The 20132-nt window shown below is 72.8% G+C and carries 15 protein-coding genes; 6 read left to right on the plus strand and 9 right to left on the minus strand.

The window, feature by feature from the left end; translation table 11 throughout:
• Nucleotide 1: 1 nt before the first annotated feature.
• From N4G70_RS03850 to N4G70_RS03860, 3 genes are all read left to right on the plus strand, one after another.
• Entirely contained in the window at nt 2–853 is an 852-nt protein-coding gene (locus N4G70_RS03850; RefSeq protein ID WP_261710925.1) for a sugar ABC transporter permease, read from the plus strand.
• Nucleotides 854–923: 70 nt separating this feature from the next.
• Nucleotides 924–2573 (plus strand): glycoside hydrolase family 13 protein, encoded by a 1650-nt coding sequence (locus tag N4G70_RS03855; protein WP_261710926.1) that lies wholly within the window; start codon nt 924–926, stop codon nt 2571–2573.
• Entirely contained in the window at nt 2558–3607 is a 1050-nt protein-coding gene (locus N4G70_RS03860; RefSeq protein ID WP_399034000.1) for a LacI family DNA-binding transcriptional regulator, read from the plus strand. Before N4G70_RS03855 ends, N4G70_RS03860 begins: the two co-directional genes overlap by 16 nt.
• Nucleotides 3608–3633: 26 nt before the next feature.
• On the opposite strand, the gene cynS is transcribed toward N4G70_RS03860, so the two are convergent.
• On the minus strand, nt 3634–4104 hold the full coding sequence (cynS, locus tag N4G70_RS03865; protein WP_261710928.1) for a cyanase: 471 nt from the start codon (nt 4102–4104) through the stop codon (nt 3634–3636).
• Nucleotides 4105–4149: 45 nt separating this feature from the next.
• A complete protein-coding gene (locus N4G70_RS03870) occupies nt 4150–4725 on the minus strand; it encodes a carbonic anhydrase (RefSeq protein WP_261710929.1) in 576 nt (191 codons plus the stop codon).
• A gap of 132 nt (nt 4726–4857) precedes the next feature.
• Between N4G70_RS03870 and cynR the strand changes: the two genes are divergently transcribed.
• From cynR to N4G70_RS03885, 3 genes are all read left to right on the plus strand, one after another.
• Nucleotides 4858–5754 (plus strand): transcriptional regulator CynR, encoded by an 897-nt coding sequence (gene cynR / locus N4G70_RS03875; protein ID WP_261710930.1) that lies wholly within the window; start codon nt 4858–4860, stop codon nt 5752–5754.
• Between the two features lie 171 nt (nt 5755–5925).
• Nucleotides 5926–11229 (plus strand): pullulanase-type alpha-1,6-glucosidase, encoded by a 5304-nt coding sequence (gene pulA, locus N4G70_RS03880; RefSeq protein ID WP_261710931.1) that lies wholly within the window; start codon nt 5926–5928, stop codon nt 11227–11229.
• 93 nt (nt 11230–11322) lie between these two features.
• Nucleotides 11323–13368 (plus strand): NB-ARC domain-containing protein, encoded by a 2046-nt coding sequence (locus N4G70_RS03885; protein ID WP_315904219.1) that lies wholly within the window; start codon nt 11323–11325, stop codon nt 13366–13368.
• Here the strand turns inward: N4G70_RS03885 and N4G70_RS03890 are convergent.
• The 7 genes from N4G70_RS03890 to N4G70_RS03920 form a co-directional block, all read right to left on the minus strand.
• Entirely contained in the window at nt 13325–13852 is a 528-nt protein-coding gene (locus tag N4G70_RS03890) for a GNAT family N-acetyltransferase (RefSeq protein ID WP_261710933.1), read from the minus strand. The two genes, N4G70_RS03885 and N4G70_RS03890, sit on opposite strands and share 44 nt — an antisense overlap.
• 21 nt (nt 13853–13873) lie before the next feature.
• Nucleotides 13874–14587 (minus strand): TetR/AcrR family transcriptional regulator, encoded by a 714-nt coding sequence (locus tag N4G70_RS03895; protein ID WP_261710934.1) that lies wholly within the window; start codon nt 14585–14587, stop codon nt 13874–13876.
• A 13-nt stretch (nt 14588–14600) separates the two neighbouring features.
• Nucleotides 14601–15665, minus strand: a complete 1065-nt coding sequence (locus tag N4G70_RS03900; protein ID WP_261710935.1) for a PDR/VanB family oxidoreductase — start codon at nt 15663–15665, stop codon at nt 14601–14603.
• Nucleotide 15666: 1 nt separating this feature from the next.
• On the minus strand, nt 15667–16554 hold the full coding sequence (locus N4G70_RS03905; RefSeq protein ID WP_261710936.1) for a metal-dependent hydrolase: 888 nt from the start codon (nt 16552–16554) through the stop codon (nt 15667–15669).
• A gap of 66 nt (nt 16555–16620) precedes the next feature.
• Nucleotides 16621–18564 carry a hypothetical protein gene (locus tag N4G70_RS03910; RefSeq protein ID WP_399034008.1) on the minus strand — a complete coding sequence of 648 codons (1944 nt, stop codon included), beginning with the start codon at nt 18562–18564 and terminating at the stop codon, nt 16621–16623.
• A gap of 77 nt (nt 18565–18641) precedes the next feature.
• The gene (locus N4G70_RS03915) at nt 18642–19436 is read right to left on the minus strand and encodes a tyrosine-protein phosphatase (RefSeq protein ID WP_261710938.1); all 795 of its coding nucleotides are present in this window, start codon (nt 19434–19436) and stop codon (nt 18642–18644) included.
• A gap of 28 nt (nt 19437–19464) precedes the next feature.
• Complete coding sequence (locus N4G70_RS03920) at nt 19465–20046, minus strand: rhomboid-like protein (protein ID WP_261710939.1); 582 nt, start codon at nt 20044–20046, stop codon at nt 19465–19467.
• Nucleotides 20047–20132 lie beyond the last annotated feature (86 nt).

Genomic DNA, 20132 nt, shown 5'->3' on the forward strand with positions numbered 1-20132 from the left:
CATGACCACCAAGGCCGTCTCCCGGGATCACGGCCGGCGCCGCACCGCCGTCCTGTCGCACCTCGCGCTGTGCCTCGCCAGTCTCGTCGCCCTCTTCCCGATCGTGTGGCTCGTCTTCGTCTCGCTCGGGCCGGACAAGGACGACTATCTGCACCCGGGCCGCATCTGGTCCAAGCTGTCCTTCTCCAACTACGCGTTCGTCACCGAGCACACCAAGTTCTTCACCTGGCTCGGCAACACCGCCCTGGTCGCCCTCCTGACCTGCGTCATCGGCGTGATGTTCGCGGCGACCACCGGCTACGCCGTCTCCCGAATGCGGTTTCCCGGCTACAAGAAGCTGATGTGGGTGCTGCTCGTCACCCAGATGTTCCCGATCGCCGTGCTGATCGTGCCGATGTACCAGATCCTCGGCGACCTCGGCCTCATCGACACCTACGGCGGCCTGATCCTCGTGTACTGCTCCACCGCGGTGCCGTACTGCGCGTGGATGCTCAAGGGGTACTTCGACACCATCCCGATCGAGATCGACGAGGCGGGCCGCGTCGACGGCCTCTCCCCGTTCGGCACCTTCTTCCGCCTGATCCTGCCGCTGGCCCGGCCGGGCCTCGCGGTAGCCGCCTTCTACACCTGCCTCACCGCGTGGGGCGAGGTGGCGTTCGCCTCCACCTTCATGCTCGACGACAGCAAGTACACGCTCGCCGTGGGACTTTCCAGCTTCGTCAGCCAGCACGACGCCCAGTGGAACTACATGGCGGCCACCGCCGTACTCATCGCGATCCCGGTCTCCGCCGTCTTCTACCTGGTGCAGAAGCACCTGGTCACCGGCATGACCGCGGGCGCGACCAAGGGCTGAGCCGGGTTCTGCCCCGGCCCCGCACAGCAAAGGCTCGGGGGTTGACCGCCCCCAGACCCCTAAGGACGACATGACCCAGCACTTCACCGCCCCCGACCGCCTCACCGGGAAGACCGGTACGCAGTGGTGGCGGGACGCCGTGATCTACCAGGTCTATCCGCGCAGCTTCGCCGACGGCAACGGCGACGGGATGGGCGACCTCGAAGGCGTCCGCGCCCGGCTGCCCTACCTGCGCGACCTGGGCGTCGACGCCGTCTGGCTCTCGCCCTTCTACGCCTCCCCGCAGGCCGACGCCGGCTACGACGTCGCCGACTACCGGGCCATCGACCCCATGTTCGGCACCCTGCACGACGCCGACGCGCTGATCCGCGACGCGCACGAGCTCGGTCTGCGCATCATCGTCGACCTCGTGCCGAACCACTCCTCCGACCAGCACGAGTGGTTCAAGCGCGCCCTCGCCGAGGGCCCCGGCTCGCCGCTGCGGGCCCGCTACCACTTCCGCCCCGGCAAGGGCGCGGACGGTGAACTGCCGCCCAACGACTGGGAGTCCATCTTCGGCGGCCCCGCCTGGACCCGCACCCAGGACGGCGAGTGGTACCTGCATCTGTTCGCCCCCGAGCAGCCGGACCTCAACTGGGGCCACCCGGCGGTCGCGGACGAGTTCCGCTCCATCCTGCGCTTCTGGCTCGACATGGGCGTGGACGGCTTCCGCATCGACGTCGCCCACGGCCTGGTCAAGGCGCCGGGCCTGCCCGACATCGGCGGCCACGACCAGCTCAAGCTGCTCGGCAACGACGTCATGCCGTTCTTCGACCAGGAGGGCGTGCACGAGATCTACCGCTCCTGGCGCACCATCCTCGACGAGTACGACGGCGAGCGCATCGCCGTCGCCGAGGCGTGGACCCCCACGGTCGAGCGGACCGCCAACTACGTGCGCCCCGACGAGCTGCACCAGGCCTTCAACTTCCAGTATCTGGGCGCCCCTTGGGACGCGGCGGCGCTGCGCGAGGTCATCGACGTGTCGCTCGCCGCGATGCGCCCGGTCGGCGCCCCCGCCACCTGGGTGCTGTCCAATCACGACGTCACCCGGCACGCCACCCGCTTCGCCAACCCGCAGGGCCTGGGCACGCAGTTGCGCACCCCGGGCGACCGCGAGCTCGGCCTGCGCCGGGCCCGCGCCGCCACCCTTCTGATGCTGGCGCTGCCCGGATCGGCCTACGTCTACCAGGGCGAGGAGCTCGGCCTGCCCGACGTCACCGACCTGCCCGACGAGGTGCGCCAGGACCCGTCGTTCTTCCGCGCCGCGGGCCAGGACGGCTTCCGCGACGGCTGCCGCGTCCCGATCCCGTGGACCGTCGAGGGCAGCTCCTACGGCTTCGGCAGCGGCGGAAGCTGGCTGCCGCAGCCCGAGTCGTGGGGCAAGCTCAGCATCGAGGCGCAGAGCGGCGACCCGGACTCCACCCTGGAGCTCTACCGCCGCGCCATCGCGACCCGCCGCGCCCACCCCGGCCTCGGTGCCGGGTCCGACGTGCGGTGGCTGGACGCGCCCGAGGGCGTGCTCGCCTTCGCCCGCGACGGCTTCGTGTGCACGGTCAACCTCACGGGCCGCCTGGTGTCGCTGCTGGTGCCCGGCCGGTCCCTGCTGGCCAGCGGCCCCTTCACGGTGGACGGCGACCGGTTCGAGCTGCCCGGCGACACCACGGTGTGGTGGACGGTGTGAGCCATGCCGCGCAGCCGGCCGGGCCGCGCCTCGCGGACATAGCGGCCCAGGCCGCCGTCAGCGAGGCCACCGTCAGCAGGGTGCTCAACGCCAAGCCCGGCGTCGCCGACGCCACCCGCCAGCGGGTGCTCGCGGCGCTCGACGTGCTCGGCTGGGAGCGCCCGGCCCGGCTGCGCCGGCGCAGTGAGGGCCTGATCGGCCTGCTCACCCCGGAGCTGACCAACCCGATCTTCCCCGCCTTCGCCCAGGCGGTGGAGCAGGTGCTCGCGGGACACGGCTACACCCCGGTCCTGTGCACCCAACTCCCGGGCGGGGCAACCGAGGACGAGCTGGTCGAGCAGTTGGAGGAGCGCGGTGTCAACGGCATCGTGTTCCTGTCCGGGCTGCACGCCGACACCTCCACCGACCCGGCCCGCTATCGGGCCCTGGCCGAACGGGGCGTGCCCTACGTCCTGGTCAACGGCTACAACGAGGCGATACGGGGCCCGTTCGTGTCGCCGGACGACCACGCGGCGATGCGCATGGCGGTGGGCCACCTCGCCGACCTCGGCCACACCCGGATCGGCCTGGCGCTCGGCCCGCTGCGGTACGTGCCCTCGCGCCGCAAGTCCGAGGGGTTCACGGCGGCGCTGGGGGAGCGGCTCGGGCTGCGCGAACAGGAGGCCGCGGCCTACATCCGGCCCACCCTCTACAGCGTGGAGGGCGGGCAGGTGGCGGCGGGCGCCCTGCTCGACCAGGGCTGCACCGGCATCGTCTGCGCCAGCGACATGATGGCGCTCGGGGTGGTGCGCGCCGCGCGCGAGCGCGGTCTGGAGGTGCCGGGCGAGGTGTCGGTGGTGGGCTTCGACGACTCCCAGCTCATCGCCTTCACCGACCCGCCCCTGACCACGGTGCGCCAGCCGGTCCAGGCGATGGCGGCGGCCGCGGTCTCGGCCCTCCTGGAGGAAATCGCCGGAACCCCCGTCCAACGAACGGAGTTCGTCTTCCAGCCGGAGCTGGTGGTGCGGGGGTCGACGGCGCGGGCGCGGGGCTGAAGCGCGGGGCGGGCGCTCGGCGGGGATCAGAACGGCTTGGTGGGCAGGTACTTGCCGTCCAGGGTGATCACGGCACGCTCCCCGCCCTCGGGGTCGGCCACCTTCCGCACGTCCAGCCTGAAGTTGATCGCGCTGATGATGCCGTCCCCGAACTCCTCGTGCACCAGTGCCTTCAGCGTGGTGCCGTACACCTGGAGCATCTCGTAGAAGCGGTAGATCGTGGGGTCGGTGGGCACGCCGCCCGGGATCGAGCCGCGGCTCGGGACCGTGGTCAGGAGCGGCGCCGCGTCGTCGTCGAGGCCGAGCAGCTCCGCGACGGCCCGCGCGGAGTCGGCGGGCAGCGCGTGCTGGCCGAGCACGGCCGCGGTGACGAACGCGACCGAGAGGCCCGCCGCGTCGGCGATCTCCTTCCACGACAGGTCCTTGCGGAGCTTCGCCTCGACGGCGGCGATGGCGAGGTCCTGGCGGGCGGTGGTGTCGAACTGGCTCTGGATCATGGGGTAACTCCTATGGTGTGCAGGTGGGTTGAGGGAGGGGGCGGATCAGGGCGTGACGTCCTCGACCGCGCCGGTCGGGATGTCGTAGACCCAGCCGTGCAGGGTCAGCCGCTGCCCGGCCACGGCGCGGGCCACCGAGGGATGTGTGGCCAGGTTCGCCAGCTGGGCCCGTACGTTGCCGCGGACCAGGGCGGCCAGGTCCGCGGTGTCCGAGTGGGCCGGGGCCGCGTCCGCGTGCCGCAGCCACGCGGCGACCGCGGGCGCCGCGCTCAGGTCGTGCCGCTCGGCCAGGGCCGTCATCGCCCCGCATGCCGAGTGGCCGCAGACCACGATGTCGCCGACTCCCAGCACGGCCACGGCGTACTCGATGCTCGCCGCGACGCCGTCCGCACCCGGCGCGTGGGCGGGCACCAGGTTCCCGGCCGTGCGGATGACGAACAGCTCGCCCGGCTCGCTCTGGGTGATCAGTTCGGGCACCACCCGGGCGTCGGAGCAGCCGATGAACAGCGTGGCCGGCCGATGGGTGGTGGCGAGACGGGTGAAGAGGTCCGCCCGGGCGGGAAAGACGCCGCGCCGGAAGCGCTCGACGCCTTCGGCGAGGACGTGCGGGGTGTCTGGCATGAGTGACTGCTCCCTCGGTGTGCTGCCGGGCCGTAGGGCCGACCCGGCGACAACCACCCTGCATGAGCAGCGCCTATAGAGTCCAAGACGTACGTTCCATATCTGCTATAGCTCTCACCTATAGTGGGAGTCATGGCTCCGGAACTGCGTCACCTGCGCTATCTGCTCGCCGTCGCCGAGCAGGGCAGCTTCACCCGCGCCGCCGAGGAGCTGCGGGTCTCCCAGCCCACCCTGTCCCAGCAGGTCAAGCAGCTGGAGCGCACCGTCGGCGTTCAGTTGCTCGACCGCACCGGGCGCTCCGTGCGGCTCACGGACGCGGGGGAGGCCTACGCTCACTACGCGCGCCGCGCCCTGCGGGACCTCGCCGCCGCCGAGCGCGCCGTCCTGGACATCGCCGACCTCTCCCGCGGCACCCTGCGCCTCGCGGTGACCCCGACCTTCACGGCGTACCTCGTCGGCCCGCTCATGGCGGAGCTGCACACGCGCCACCCCGGCATCGCCCTGGACGTACGGGAGTTGGCGCAGGACCGCATCGAGGCGGCGCTGCTCGCCGACGAGCTCGACCTCGGCGTCGCCTTCGCCCGGCCGCATCTGCCCGGGATCCATGCGACGCCCCTCTACACCGAGACCCTCGCTCTCGTCGCCGCCGCCGGTACCGGGCGGGTCGCGCCGCTCGCCGTGCGCGACCTGAGGGAGCGTCAACTTGCCCTGCTGAGCGGCGACTTCGCCACCCGGGGGCACATCGACGCCTACCTCGGGCAGCACCGCGTCACCCCGCGCATCGCCGTCGAGGCCAACTCCGTCCACGCCCTGACGGAGATCGTCCGCCGCACCCCGCTCGCCACCGTCCTGCCGGACGCCGTCACGCACGACCACCCGTACCTCGTGCCCGTTCCGCTCGAACCGTCGCTGCCCGCGCGCACGGTCGTCCTGCTGCGCCGCGACAACGCCTACCGCGGCGCCGCCGCCCGCGCGTTCACCCGGATCGTCGGGGAGCATGTGCGCGAGCGAGGCTACGCGCCCGCCTGATGGCCGCGCCTCTCGGCTCGCAACTGCTTGCAAATTCACCGTCAATCGAGCCGGATTCCGCTCGAACCGTTGACCGGATCCCGCCCTCCCTCCTACGGTCACCTGCTGAGAAGCGCTTGCAATTTTGCAGCAAGAACATTCAGCCGCGTCGGTACGACCGAGGAGCCCCCGGTGATCCCCCTGCGAAGAACGGCGGTCGCCGTCGCGGCCGCCCTGTGTGCGGCGCTCGTCCCCGCCACGGCCGCCACCGCCGCGCCGAAGCCGCCCGCCCCGCCCGGCGACGCGCGCCTGGCCGCCGAGCCGGCCCGGCACGACGCGACGCGCGAGCAGTTCTACTTCGTGCTCCCGGACCGGTTCGCCGACGGCGACAGCTCCAACAACCGCGGCGGGCTTGCCGGTTCGCGCCTGGAGACCGGGTACGACCCCACGGACAAGGGCTTCTACCAGGGCGGCGACCTCAAGGGGATCACCCAGCGGCTCGACTACATCAAGGGCCTCGGCACCACCGCCATCTGGCTCGCCCCGATCTTCAAGAACAAGCCCGTACAGGGCACCGGCAAGGACGCCTCCGCCGGGTACCACGGGTACTGGATCACCGACTTCACCCAGGTCGACCCGCACTTCGGGACCAACGCCGACCTCACCCGGCTGATAGCGGCGGCCCACGCCAAAGGGATGAAGGTCTTCTTCGACGTCATCACCAACCACACCGCCGACACCGTCGACTACGCCGAGCGGCAGTACGGCTACCGGCCCAAGGGCGCCTACCCCTACCTCGACACCAGCGGCCGCCCCTTCGACGACCGTACGGGCGTGAGGAAGGTCGACGTGAACTCCTTCCCCTACACGCCCGTCGTGAAGGAGAAGAAGGTCCCGGCCTGGCTCAACGACCCCACGATGTACCACAACCGGGGCGATTCGACGTTCGCGGGCGAGAGCGCCGAGTACGGCGACTTCTCCGGGCTCGACGACCTGTGGACCGAACGGCCCGAGGTCGTCTCCGGCATGGAGGACATCTACGAGAAGTGGGTCCACGACTTCGCCGTGGACGGCTTCCGCATCGACACCGTCAAACACGTCGACCTGGACTTCTGGACCCAGTGGGCGACCGCGCTCGACGCGTACGCCAAGAAGCGGGGCCGGCCCGGCTTCTTCCTGTTCGGCGAGACCTACTCCGCCGACCCCGCCCTCACCTCCCCGTACGTCACCCGGGGCCGCCTGGACGCCACCCTCGACTTCCCCTTCCAGGACGCGGCCCGCCAGTACGCCTCCCGGGGAGCCCCCGCCGACAAGCTCGCGGCGCTGTTCGCCCAGGACTACCGCTACACCACCGACAAGGCCAACGCCTACGAGCAGGTCACCTTCCTCGGCAACCACGACATGGGCCGCATCGGCGCCTTCCTCAAGCAGGACCACCCCGGGGCGAGCGAGGCGGAACTGCTCCAACGCGACCGGCTGGCAAACGAGTTGATGTTCTTCAGCCGGGGCAACCCGGTGGTCTACTACGGCGACGAGCAGGGCTTCACCGGCGCCGGCGGCGACAAGGACGCCCGCCAGACCCTGTTCGCCTCCCAGGTCCCCGACTACCTCGACGACGACGAGCTGGGCACCGACCGCACCCACGCCTTCGACGCCTACGACCCCACGCACCCGCTCTACCGCGCCATCGCCGACCTGTCCCGCCTGACCCGGGCCAACCCGGCGCTGCGCGACGGCGTCCAGACCGAGCGCTACGCCAAGGACTCCGTCTACGCCTTCTCGCGTACGGACGCCAAGACCCGCACCGAGTACGTGGTGGCCGTGAACAACGCCACCGAGCCGAAGACGGTCACCCTGCCCACGGGTTCGCCCCGCACCAACTACGCCTATTTGTACGGTCGTTCGGGGTCGGTGCGCAGCGACGCGGACGGCGCCGTCCAGGTGACGGTGCCCGCGCTGTCCTCGCTGGTCCTCAAGGCCGCCGCCCCGCTGCCCGTGCCCACCGCCAAGCCGTCGATCACCCTGAAGGCCCCCGCGGCCGGAGCCACCGGCACCGTCGAGATCTCCGCCGACGTCACCGGCGGACCGCTCGACCGGGTCGTCTTCGCCGCGCAGATCGGCAACGGAAAGTGGCAGACGCTCGGCTCCGCCGACCACGCCCCATACCGGGTCACCCAGTACCTGACCGGTCTGGCGGCCGGAACTCCCCTGCGGTACAAGGCGGTTGTGGTCGACGGGCGCGGACGCACCGCGAGCGCGCTCGCCACGACGGCGGCGGGCCCGACGCCCCCGCCCGCCAGGCCCACCGCCGTCGAACGGGACTACGCCGTCGTGCACTACCTCCGTCCGGCCGGCGACTACGACGGCTGGCAACTGAAGTCGGACGGCGAGAGCGCCGCCTTCACCGGCCGCGACGCCTACGGCGCCTTCGCCTGGGTCAAGGTCCCGCAGGGCGCCGGGTCCCTCGCCTACACGATCGCCAGGGGCGAGGGCGCCGACGGACCCCTGCGGACCGTCGACCTCGGCCGCACCGGCGAGGTGTGGGTGGAGCAGGGCAAGGACGGCCAGGCGGACCAGCCGCCCACCGGCGCCCGGCCGCCCCAGGACACCTCCAAGGTGGTGCTGCACTACACGCGGGCCGACGGCGACTACGACGGCTGGGGCCTGCACACCTGGACCGGCGCCGCCTCGCCCACCGACTGGTCCAGGCCGCTGGCGCCGAGCGGCCGCGACGCCTACGGGGTGACCTTCGAGGTGCCCCTGGCCAAGGGCGCGACCTCCCTCAGCTACATCCTGCACAACGGCGACCGCAAGGACCTGCCCGACGACCAGTCCCTGGACCTGGCCACCTGCGGGAACGAGGTGTGGCTGCTGGCCGGACAGCCCAAGTACCTTCTGCCGCAAGCCGGTTCGGGGGTCTCGCTCGACCTCGGGAAGTCCGAGGCGCAGTGGATCGACCGCGACACCGTCGTCTGGAAGGTCAAGGCGACCGGGGCGACCAGCGAGCAGCTCGTGTACGCGCCCGGCGGAGGCATCACGGTCCGGGACGGCGCCCTCTCCGACGAGGGCCAGTGGCTGCGACTCACCCCCGGGGCTCTCAGCGACGCGCAGGAGGCCAGGTTCCCGCACCTGAAGGACTATCCGGCCTTCACCGTGGACGCCCGCGACCGCTCCCGCGTCCGTGAGTCCCTCACCGGGCAGCTCATCGCCACCCAGCGGGCCGCGAACGGGGCGCTGCTGGCCGCGACCGGCGTCCAGACGCAGGGCGTGCTCGACGACCTGTACGCCGCCGGCGCCGCCAAGGCCTCGCTCGGACCGGTCTTCGACCACGGCCGCCCCACCCTGTCCGTGTGGGCGCCGACCGCGCGGCAGGTCTCCCTCGAACTCGACGGGCGCACGCTCGCGATGCGCCGCGACGACGCCTCCGGAGTCTGGTCGGTGACGGGGCCCGCGTCCTGGGCGGGCAAGCCCTACCGGTACGCGGTGCGGGTGTGGGCGCCCAGCGCCCATGGCGTGGTCACCAACCTGGTCACCGACCCCTACTCCACCGCCCTCACCGCCGACTCCGCCCGCAGCCTCGTGGTGGACCTCGCCGACCCGACACTCGCCCCCCGGGGCTGGGCCACGCTGCGCAAGCCGGCCGCGGTGCCGCTGCGGGAGGCCCGGATCCAGGAGCTGCACGTCCGTGACTTCTCCGTCGGTGACCCCACCTCGCACCACCCCGGCCAGTACCTCGCCTTCACCGACACCGGCTCCGACGGCATGAAGCACCTGGCCCGGCTCGCGAAGTCCGGGACCGACTACGTCCATCTGCTGCCGGTCTTCGACATCGCGGGCATCCCGGAGAGGAAGTCCCAACAGGCGACACCAGCCTGCGACTTGAAGGCGTACGCGCCCGACTCGCAGGAGCAACAGGCCTGCGTGGCACGCTCCGCCGCGAAGGACGCGTACAACTGGGGCTACGACCCGCTGCACTACACCGTCCCCGAGGGCTCCTACGCCAGTGACCCGGACGGGACGCGCCGCACGGTCGAGTTCCGGCAGATGGTGCAGGGGCTCAACCAGGCGGGGCTGCGCACCGTGATGGACGTCGTCTACAACCACACCGCGGCGGCCGGGCAGGCCGACCACTCGGTCCTCGACAAGATCGTGCCCGGCTACTACCAGCGGCTCCTGGCCGACGGCAGCGTCGCCAACTCCAGTTGCTGTGCCAACACCGCGCCCGAGAACGCCATGATGGGCAAGCTCGTCGTCGACTCGGTGGTGACCTGGGCCAAGCAGTACAAGGTCGACGGATTCCGCTTCGACCTCATGGGCCACCACCCCAAGGCCAACATCCTCGCCGTGCGGGCGGCGCTCGACGCGCTGACCGTCGCGAAGGACGGCGTCGACGGCAAGAAGATCATCCTGTACGGGGAGGGCTGGAACTTCGGCGAGGTCGCCGACGACGCCCGCTTCACCCAGGCCACCCAGAAGAACATGGCGGGCACCGGCATCGCCACGTTCTCCGACCGGGCCCGCGACGCGGTGCGCGGCGGAGGCCCCTTCGACGCCGACCCGGGCGTCCAGGGCTTCGCCTCGGGCCTGTTCACCGACCCCAACTCCTCGACGGCGAACGGCACACCGGCCGAGCAGAAGGCCCGGCTGCTGCACTACCAGGACCTCCTCAAGGTGGGCCTGAGCGGCAACCTCGCCGCGTACACCTTCACCGACAGCGCGGGCCGCCCGGTCAAGGGCTCCGACGTCGACTACAACGGCGCCCCGGCCGGCTACGCCGCCGCCCCCGGTGACGCGCTCGCCTACGCCGACGCCCACGACAACGAGTCCCTCTACGACGCGCTCGCCTACAAACTGCCCGTCGCCACCCCGGCCGCCGGCCGCTCCCGCATGCAGGTCCTGGCGCTCGCCACCGCCGCGCTCTCCCAGGGCCCGGCCCTGTCCCAGGCCGGCAGCGACCTGCTCCGCTCGAAGTCGCTGGACCGCAACTCCTACGACAGCGGCGACTGGTTCAACGCCGTGCACTGGGACTGCCGGGCGGGCAACGGGTTCGGGCGCGGGCTGCCCACGGCCGCCGACAACCAGGCCAAATGGGCTTACGCGAGGCCCCTGTTGACCGCTCCCTCGCTCACCCCGGGCTGCGCCGAGATCAACGGGACCTCGGCCGCCTACCAGGACCTCCTCGCGATCCGCCGCGGCGAGAGCGCGTTCCGGCTCGCCACCGCCGGGCAGGTCCAGTCGGCGCTGTCGTTCCCGCTGTCGGGGCGCGAGGAGACCCCCGGCGTGATCACCATGCGGCTCGGCCCGCTGGTCGTCGTCTTCAACGCCACCCCAAGGACGCAGGTCCAGCGGGTCGCGTCCCTCGCGGGAGCCGCGTACGCCCTGCACCCGGGGCAGGCGAACGGGGCCGACCCGGTGGTGAAGACGGCCACATACGATCAGGGTTCCGGGAGCTTCACGGTCCCGGGTCGCACCGTTGCGGTCTTCAAGCAACGCTGAACCGATCATTCCAGGTCGCTCGACGAGCGATTTCGGATGTTCCCCACCGCGGGTTCCGTCAGGGACCGCACTGTGGTCCACACTGTGCCCGTGGTGGGGAATCTTCCTGCGGAGAGCACGAGTTTCATCGGTCGGTCGGTCGAACTGGCCACCCTCGACGGCCTCCTCGAACAGCATCGGCTCGTCACCGTCACCGGACCCGGCGGCGTCGGAAAGTCGCGGCTCGCCCTGCGCGCCGCCCGGCGGATCGCACAGCGCCACCCCGACGGCGTCTGGTGGGTGGAACTGTCGCCGCTGCGGGACCGCGCCTTACTCGCCGCCACCGTCGCCGACGCCTTCGACCTCACCGACCAGACCATGCGCACCGCCTGCGAGGCGCTCTGCGCCTGGCTCGCCGACAAGAAGCCGCTCCTGGTCCTCGACACCTGTGAACACCTGATCAGCGCCTGCGGCCATCTGATCGGCGAGCTGCTCCAGACCTCGCCGGGCCTGACCGTCCTGGCCACCAGCAGACAGCCGCTGGGGCGGCCGCAGGAGCAGGTGTTCCCGCTGGAGCCGCTGCCCGTCGCGGACGAGGCGCTGGCCCTGTTCAAGGAACGCGCCACCGAGGCCGCGCCCCACCTCAGCTTCGAGGACCCGGCCCGTGCCGCGGCCGCCGCCGACGTCTGCCGTCGCCTCGACGGGATCCCCCTCGCGCTCGAACTCGCGGGCGCCCGCGTCAAATCGTGGTCGGTCGAACAACTCGCCACCCGGCTCGGCTCCCGCTTCGAGGTGCTCACCGACACCCGGGTCGCGACGGTGGCGCGCCACCAGACGCTGCGCACCGCCATCGGCTGGAGCCACGAGTTGTGCGAACCCCTGGAACGGCTGCTCTGGGCCCGGCTCTCCGTGTTCGCGGGCGACTTCGACCTCGCGGCCGCCCAGGACATCGGCGCGGGCGGCCCCCTGCCCGCCTGCGCCGTCGAACAGGTCCTGGCCGGGCTCGTCGACAAGTCGGTGGTGCGCACCCGGCTCGAACCGTCCGGCCGCTTCGCCCACCGCATGCTCGACACCATCCGCGAGTACGGCCTGCGCTGGCTCGACGAACTCGGCGAGACCCCGGAGGCCGCCGACCGTCACGCCCGCCGCTTCGGACGCATCGCCCGCGAGGCGTCCGCCGCCTGGATGGGGCCCGCCCAACTCGCCTGGTACACCCGCCTGGAGGCCGAGCACGCCGATCTGCGTACCGCCCTCGAACACCTCCTCGCTACCGACCCCGAGGCCGCCCTCGACATGGCGGGCTCGCTCTGGTTCGTCTGGTTCTGCTGCGGCCGCCAGCGCGAGGGGCGGGGCTACCTCCAGCGCGCCCTGGACGGCTGCCCCGGGCCGGGTCCCTACCGGTCCGCCGCCGTGTGGGCGCTCGGCATGTGCACCCTGCTCCAGGGCGACTTCGTCATGGCGCACCGGCTCGGCGAGGAGTGCTTCCGCACCGCCACCGACCCCGAGGAGCGGCTGCGCGCGGCCCACCTCTACGGCTCCAGCATCCTCATGCCGGGCGAGCCCGAGCAGGCCCTCGCCATCCTCGACCCCGCCCTCGCCGAGAACGACCGGTTCACCCCCGGCCGCGCCCTGTGCGCCCTCGCCCGCAGCTACGCGCTGAGCACGCTCGGGCGCCACGCCGAGGCGTCCGCCGAAGCCGTGGTGCTGCGCGACGAGTGCGCCGCACACGGCGAACACTGGATGCGGGCGTTCGCCGACTACATGCTGGCCGCGGGCGCGCTCGCCCTGGACCGGCCCGCCGAGGCAGCCGCCCACGCCCGCGCCATGCTGGCCGGCAAACGCCTGCTGCACGACAGCTTCGGCATCGCGATGGGCCTGGACATGCTGGCCTGCGCGGTCGCCTCCCAGGGCGACGGCGAGGACGGCGCACTGCTCCTGGGGCTGAGCCGCGAATGCTGGCGCACGGTCGGCAAGGAGCAGATGGGTGCGCCGGGGCTGACCGCCGTGCGCCGCCAGGGCGAACGCCGGGCGCGGGCCGCACTCGGCGACGGGGCCTACGACTCGGCGTTCGGCCGGGGTGTGGCCACCGGCCTGGACGACGGGCTCGCGCTGGCCCTCAGGGGCGGCTTCCCGGAGCGAGGGCCTTCTCCATCAGCGTGACCGCGTACGGGCTGCCCCCGCCGTCCGTCTTCGCCGCCTGCTCCCCGACCACCGCGTACCCCAGGCCCTCGTAGTAGCGGATCAGGGCCGCGTTGTCCGAGCGGCAGTCCAGGCGGCACAGCGGGCGGCCCGCCTCGGCGGTCCGCCGCTCGGCGTGGGCCAGCATGGCCCGGCCGGAGCCGCGCGGCGCGGCCGCCCGGTCCACCATCAACCGGTGCACATAGCCGGCCACCGGCGGCTGTTCGCCCCAGGCCGGCTCGTCCCGCCACCACAGTTCGTACGCCCCGACGACGGCGGACCCGGCGCGGGCGAGCCACACCTCGCCCTCCTTCATCCGCAGCCGGAAGTGCTCGGCGTCCTTGCCGCCGGGCTGCCACTGGTCGATGCCGTGGTCCCGCATCCAGCGGGCGGCGCCGTCGTACAGGCCGGTCAGGACGGGGAGGTCACCGTCGCCGGCGAGGTCGAAGAGCAGTTCCGGGGTCATGGAACGATCATGCCGCAGGGCTCAGCCGAGCCGGGGCGAGGGCACCAGGGGGAGCAGGGCGCCGAGCCGGCCCACCAGCTCGCCGAACGGGCCGTCGGCCGGCTCGTCCGCGAGCATGCGCAGCACGATCGCCGCCATCTCCTCGTCCTGGGCGGCGCTCACCGCGGCCAGCGCAGCGAAGTCGTGCACCAGCTGCAACTCCAGCTCATCGCGGGGGATGCGCCGTCCGTCCAGCCAGATCAGCGCCGTCGCCTCGGCGAGCGACACCCACGACCGTACGACCAACTCCAGCCGCGCCGGCGGCTGTTGGACGCCCAGGTGGGACAGGATCTGGAGGTACGCGGCGTCGCGCACCTCGTCGATCATGGCGTTGGCGGTGGAGGAGCCGACGGCCGGGCCGCCCCGCATCAGCGCGGAGAAGCCGGGCCCGTGCTCGTCGACGAAGTCGAAGTAGCGCCCCATCACCCGCAGCAGCCGGGCACCGAGCGGGCCCTCGTGGGGCTCCAGGAAACGACCGGCCAGCTCGTCCGCGGCCCGGCGCAGCGCGGCCTCGTACAGGCTCTGCTTACCGGGGAAGTAGTGGTACACCAGCGGACGGGAGATGCCCGCTGCCGCCGCTATCTCGTCGATGGACACCTCGTCGGGCGAGCGGTGGCTGAACAGTTCGAGGGCGACCCCGATGAGCTGCCGCCTGCGCTCCTCGACGCCCATCCTGCGCCGTACCCCGGTCGTCATGCGAACAGAGTACCTATAGGTCGAGCACCAGCTTCCTGCCGAGGCACCGCGATACACAGATCAGCATCGAGTCGTCGCGTTCCGTGTCCGTGAGCAGTTCGTCCCGGTGGTCGATCTCGCCTTCCAGGACCCGCTGTTGACAGGTTCCGCAGAAGCCCTGCTCGCAGGAGTAGGAAACACCGGGTACCTCCGCGCGCAGCACGGAGAGCAGCGAGCGGTCCGCCGGGACGGCGAGGGTGCGGCCCGAGCGGCGCAGCTCCACCTCGAACCCGGCGCCCGTCGCGGACGCGCCGGGCGCGAACCGCTCCAGGTACGGGATGCGGCCGGGGCCGAGTGCCGCGGTGACCGCCTCCATCAGGGGCTCGGGTCCACAGCAGTAAACGGCGGCTTGCGCAGGGGAGTTGGCGAGGAAGGCGGCGAGGTCCGGCAGCCCCGACTCGTCCTCGGCGACCACGGTGACCCGCCCGCCGAACCGCTCTACCTCGTCGAGAAAGGGCATCGTGGTCCGCGAGCGGCCGCCGTACAGCAGCCGCCACGAGGCGCCGGCGGCCTCAACCGCCGCCAGCATGGGCAGGATCGGGGTGATCCCGATGCCGCCGGCCACGAACACGTACGAGGCGCTCGCCACCAGCGGGAAGCGGTTGCGCGGCCCGCGCGCGGAGAGCTCCACCGCCTCCGTGAGCCGCTCGTGCACCTCCGCCGAACCGCCCCGGCCGCCCTCGACGAGACGGGTGGCGACGGTGTACGAGGTCCGGTCGGCGGGGTCACCGCAGAGCGAGTACTGGCGCACCAGGCCCGACGGCAGCACCAGATCGAGATGCGCGCCCGGCTCCCAGGAGGGCAGCTCGCCCCCGTCCGGCGCCACCAGACGCAGCCGTACGACGCCTTCGGCGGGCTCGGTGCGCTCGCCGACCCTCAGCCTGAGGGCGACGGTGGAACGCCTGCTGCCGCGCCCCGATATGGGGTCCTCCAGGGCGGGCAGCGGCCACAGCGGCGAGACGCCGATGCGGCGGCGCAGCGCCCGCCGGGTGAGCAGCGCGGCCCCCGCGGCCAGGGCGAGGGTGGTGGCACGGCGCATGTCAGCGGCCCCCGCCCGCGCCGGGCGAGGACGCGAGATAGGCCACGGCCTGCGCCGTACTGCCCTCCTGCGAGGGGTGGTAGTCCCGGCTCAGATAGCGCGGGACGGACTTCAGCATGGCGGGGGTGGACGGCAGCATCCCGGCGCGGCCCGCCCGGTAGAACGCCCTCAGGCTCGCCCGGCCGACCGACGGCGTCGGGTCGTTCGCCATGAAGAAGCGGGCCCCGCGCTGCCACAGGAAGGCGAGCGCGGTGAACGCGGTGGCCCAGGTGCGCACCCGGCGCCGGTAGCCGCCGTCGAGGTGCAGGAACAACTCGAAGGCCACCGAGCGGTGCTCGACCTCCTCCGCGCCGTGCCAGCGCAGCAGGTCCAGCATCGTGGGGTCGGCGCCGCACCGGTCCAGGGTCTCGGCGTTGAGGATCCAGTTGCCGAGGAACGCGGTGTAGTGCTCTATCGCCGCGATCGTGGCGACCCGCTCCATCAGCCACCACCGGCGCGCCCGGCCCGGCGGCAGCGTCCGGTCCCCGAGGAGCTTCTCGAAGAGCCAGTCCACCTGCGCGGTGTAGGGCGTCGGGTCGAGGCCGAGCTTCTTCAGATGGGGCAGTACGTCGTCGTGCGCGGCGGAGTGCATCGCCTCCTGGCCGATGAAGCCGATGACGTCCTCGCGCAGCCGGTCGTCCGTGATGAGCGGCAGCACCTGCTTGTACACGTGCACGAACCAGCGCTCACCGGCCGGCAGCAGCAGATGCAGCACATTGATGGTGTGGCCGGTGAACGGGTCGCCCGGTATCCAGTGCAGCGGGGTGTTCTCCCACGCGAACGAGACGTTCCGGGCCTTCAGCTCGATGCGCTCCTCCGCGACCGGAGCGGGCTGCGGCGTATTAGACATGGCGTCAATGTACTGACGGGTACGCCGCAGCGACAGGGGTCCGCACCGGATTGTTCGGGGGAGGGCTCAGCGCAGGGTGTTGATCGGACTCCCGTCCGCGAGCCGCCCGTTGAGCTCGGCGCGCGCCCCCTCCTTGGCCCGTACCGCCAGCAGATTGCCCTTCTCGCTGCCGGTCATCCCGCCGGACAGCGTCACCGACGCCACCTGCGGGCTGCCCGCCGCGAGCACGAACCAGTTCCCGCCGCGCGATTTCCACAGCACCCCGGCCAGCACCCGCGCCTCGCGGGCGCCGCAGGACGCGGTGTTCTCGGCGCGGGCCACGATCGCGCCCGGCGCGAGCCGGGTGGAAGGCGCCTGGAACTGGGCGAACACCCGGCTGCCCGCGCCCCGCCAGGTCTCGGCCCGGGTGCAGATCCAGTCGCCGGTGCCATTGCTCTCGGGCAGCGCCTGCTGGGCGAACCGCCAGTCGTTGACGGAACGCACCCCGTGCGAGCGCACGGTGGGCAGCAGGCACGCGGTGCGCGCCCAGCCCTCGCGCGCCGAGCGGTCCCCGACATCGCGGACGTCCGAGGGCGGGCCCCAGGTCAGCCGGGCCGGAGCCAGCTCGCCGAGGTCGGTCATCAGCCGCACCCCGCTGTCGTCGTGGAACTCCAGGGCGTCCCAGGACGTGCACTGGCGCGCCTGGCTCGGCGAGATGACCGGGCCGGTCACCCCGTTCCCGTCCCGGCGCAGTTCCCGAGCCGAAGCGTCCGGCGTGAGCAGATCGCGTACCGAGACCTCGCGCACCCAGGGCGCCGTCAGATAGCGCACATTGCCGTCGGTGCGGCCCACCACGAGCGCGCTCGCCGAGGTCGCGTCGGCGGCGTCCACCCGCGCGAAGTCGAGCGCGGCCCCGGCGGTGCCCTGGTGCGGCTCGGCGTAGCGGGCCACCCGCAGCCCGTCGTAGAACAACACCACCCTGGCCTGGTCCACATCGCCCGCGAACAGCAGTTGGGGCGCGCCCATCGGCGGACCCGAGGGGGTGCCGGGCGTCGCCGAGACCTGCACGGACTCGCCCGGCCGCGCCCACACCGCGAGCGCCCGCCGCAGCAGCGCCGCGTCGCCGAGCAGATTGCCCCGGGCCGGCCACACCGAGAAGTCGGTCCGGGTCGCGGTCGTCCACGCCGTGGGCTCGACCCGCAGCAGCCGGCCGGGGTCGAGCGCGGCCAGGGCCGCCGGGTTCTGCGCGGAGGCCGGCGCGGCCGCGCCGTTCGGCCCCCAGCCGTCGCCGGGCAGACCGATGAGCGCCCCGCACACCACGAGCGCCGCCACGGCGGCGAGCGCGGCCCGGCCGTGCTGGCGGCGGCGCATCAGATCGGTGGGCCGCGCCTGGAGCGAGCAGGGGTCGAACTCGGCGGACTCCAGCAGCGCCGAGCGCGGCTCGGCCTCGCCGGCCTCGGTGAGGGCGCGGCGCGCGTGGTCGACCCCGGCGGCGGTCAGCTCCGCGCACACCGCCTCGTCGCCGAGCCGTTCGAGGCCGCGCAGCACATAGGCCGCGCGGGCGGGCCCGGACAGGGCGGATAGGTGCTGGTCCAGGGCGAGTTCATCGGCGCCGCCCGAGCGCGGGAACAGCCTCAGGCCCCAGACCTGCGGCAGCAGCGGCGGGAACTGGGCCCGCTTGGGCCAGGCCCTGCGCCGCAGCGGAAGCCCCGCTTCGAGTGCCTGGCGCACCACCCGCCGCCGGACGTACACATACCCCGGATCCACGCCCGCGTCGGCCCGCCGGGCCCCCGGGATCAGCCCTCCGGCGGAGGCGTCACCGGAGCCGCCGCGGCCGCGCGGCAGCGAGCGCTGCACGATGGCGTGCGCGGTCAGCACCCGGCGGTTGCGCCCGAGGGAGGGCGGCAGCACGAGGTAGGCGAGCCGCACCAGCCGCGGGTAGTGCTCGACGAGCGCGGCCTCGGCCTGCTCGACGCCGACGGAGGGGGCGGGTGGGTTGAGGATGTCCTGCTCTGGGGCCACGTTCAGCAAAACGAGCGAATGTGGAGATGGTCACCCCGGGCCCAACCAGCGCACGCCACCCGGGAGTTGACGCCGGTGCGGGGTGGTCACGCGATGAGCCGTTCGCGCAGCCGGGACACCGCCTCGTCCGGCACCCCGAGCCCCTCGCGGACGTACTTCTCCATCGAGCCGTACCGCGACGCGACCTCGTCAAGCGCCGCCCCCAGGTACTGCGGCACCACGCCGATGACGGCGAGCGCGATCTCGGGGTCGCCGCCCTGGGCGACGAAGCCCTCGATGAGCGGGGCGAAGGCCTCGCGCACCGCCGGGTTGACCGACAGGTACTCGCGCTCGACGGTCTCCTCGTCGGCGCCGAGCAGGGTCAGGATCACCGTGGCCGCCCAGCCGGTGCGGTCCTTGCCCGCCGTGCAGTGGAAGAGGAGCGGCACCGCGTCGTCGGCGGCCAGCTCCGTCAGGAGCGTGCGGTAGGCGGCGCGGGCGGAGCCGGAGGAGACGAGCGCGCGGTAGGTGTCGGCGAACAGCGCCTGAGCGCGGCCGCCGCCCAGGTGCCTCTCGGCCAGGACCGGGTCGGATAGGATGTGCTTGAGCTGGGCCGCGGCGGGCGCCCCGGCGGCCGAGATCGTGTCCGCGAGCGCGTCGGCGACCAGCAGGCGGGCCCCGGCCGGCACCCGGTCCGGATGGTCGGCGCGCTCCGCGTCGGTGCGCAGGTCCAGGATCGTCCGCAGCCCGAGCGAGGCCACCGCGGGGTCGGCGGCCGGGTCCATGCGGTCGAGCTGGCCGGCCCGGAAGACCAGGCCCGGGCGGACGCTGCGGCCTCCGGAGAGCGGGGCGGAGCCGAGGTCACGCAGATTGGCGATGGTGGTGGCGGGGATCGCGATCATGTACGGGTGGCTCCTGAGCGGGGGAAATCTACCGGTTTCCTCCCGAACGGTAGTCCACGGCCCGCGCCACCCCGAGGCCGAGCCCCAGGGCCGCGTAGTGTCCCGCGTCCGTGAAGCCGCGCCCGGCCCCGAGCAGGGGCTTCACGGTGAGCGCGAGCAGGGCCGCGCGGGCGCCGGTGCGCAGGGCGCCGCGCGGGAGCGTTGAGGTCAGCGCCCCGAGGGTGGCGTAGAAGCCGTAGCTGCCGCCCACGTCCAGGGCGGAGCGGGTGGCCGCCGAGGGGCGGCCCGCGCGCAGGCCCCCGTACACCAGGAGGGTGGCCCCTCCATGGCCGAGCGCGAAGACCCCGGCCGCCCACCAGGCCCCGTGCGCGTACTCCGCGTAGCCCAGCACGGCGAGCAGGAGCAGTGCGTAGGGCAGCTCCATGGGCTCCTCGACGAGCAGCGCGCTGGTGGCCAGCGTCGCGTGGCGGCCGGCGCTCAAGTTGTCCACGTTGGTGGAGCACGAGCGCAGCAGGTCCCGGCGGGCCGCGTCGTCGAGCAGCCGCCGGCTCGCGTACGCGATCAGCTGGACGCCGCCCACATACAGCGGCGCGAGGGTGGGGACACGCATGTGTCCATGATCGGGCATCGGGGGCCCGGCCGCCCGGCGGCGTACGAAATATCGCCAAGTCGCTTTGTTCATAAGGGAGTTGGGGG

The sequence above is a fragment of the Streptomyces sp. ASQP_92 genome (genome assembly GCF_025399895.1).
GTDB lineage: Bacteria > Actinomycetota > Actinomycetes > Streptomycetales > Streptomycetaceae > Streptomyces.

Bases quoted from the DNA above. Each gene is read 5' to 3' on its own strand.
- N4G70_RS03850 (WP_261710925.1), top strand. From the start codon at position 2: ATGACCACCAAGGCCGTCTCCCGGGATCACGGCCGGCGCCGCACCGCC.
- N4G70_RS03915 (WP_261710938.1), bottom strand. From the start codon at position 19,436: ATGATCGCGATCCCCGCCACCACCATCGCCAATCTGCGTGACCTCGGC.
- N4G70_RS03855 (WP_261710926.1), top strand. From the start codon at position 924: ATGACCCAGCACTTCACCGCCCCCGACCGCCTCACCGGGAAGACCGGT.
- N4G70_RS03890 (WP_261710933.1), bottom strand. From the start codon at position 13,852: ATGACCCCGGAACTGCTCTTCGACCTCGCCGGCGACGGTGACCTCCCC.
- N4G70_RS03905 (WP_261710936.1), bottom strand. From the start codon at position 16,554: ATGTCTAATACGCCGCAGCCCGCTCCGGTCGCGGAGGAGCGCATCGAG.
- N4G70_RS03895 (WP_261710934.1), bottom strand. From the start codon at position 14,587: ATGACGACCGGGGTACGGCGCAGGATGGGCGTCGAGGAGCGCAGGCGG.
- N4G70_RS03870 (WP_261710929.1), bottom strand. From the start codon at position 4,725: ATGCCAGACACCCCGCACGTCCTCGCCGAAGGCGTCGAGCGCTTCCGG.
- N4G70_RS03900 (WP_261710935.1), bottom strand. From the start codon at position 15,665: ATGCGCCGTGCCACCACCCTCGCCCTGGCCGCGGGGGCCGCGCTGCTC.
- N4G70_RS03920 (WP_261710939.1), bottom strand. From the start codon at position 20,046: ATGCGTGTCCCCACCCTCGCGCCGCTGTATGTGGGCGGCGTCCAGCTG.
- cynS (WP_261710928.1), bottom strand. From the start codon at position 4,104: ATGATCCAGAGCCAGTTCGACACCACCGCCCGCCAGGACCTCGCCATC.
- cynR (WP_261710930.1), top strand. From the start codon at position 4,858: ATGGCTCCGGAACTGCGTCACCTGCGCTATCTGCTCGCCGTCGCCGAG.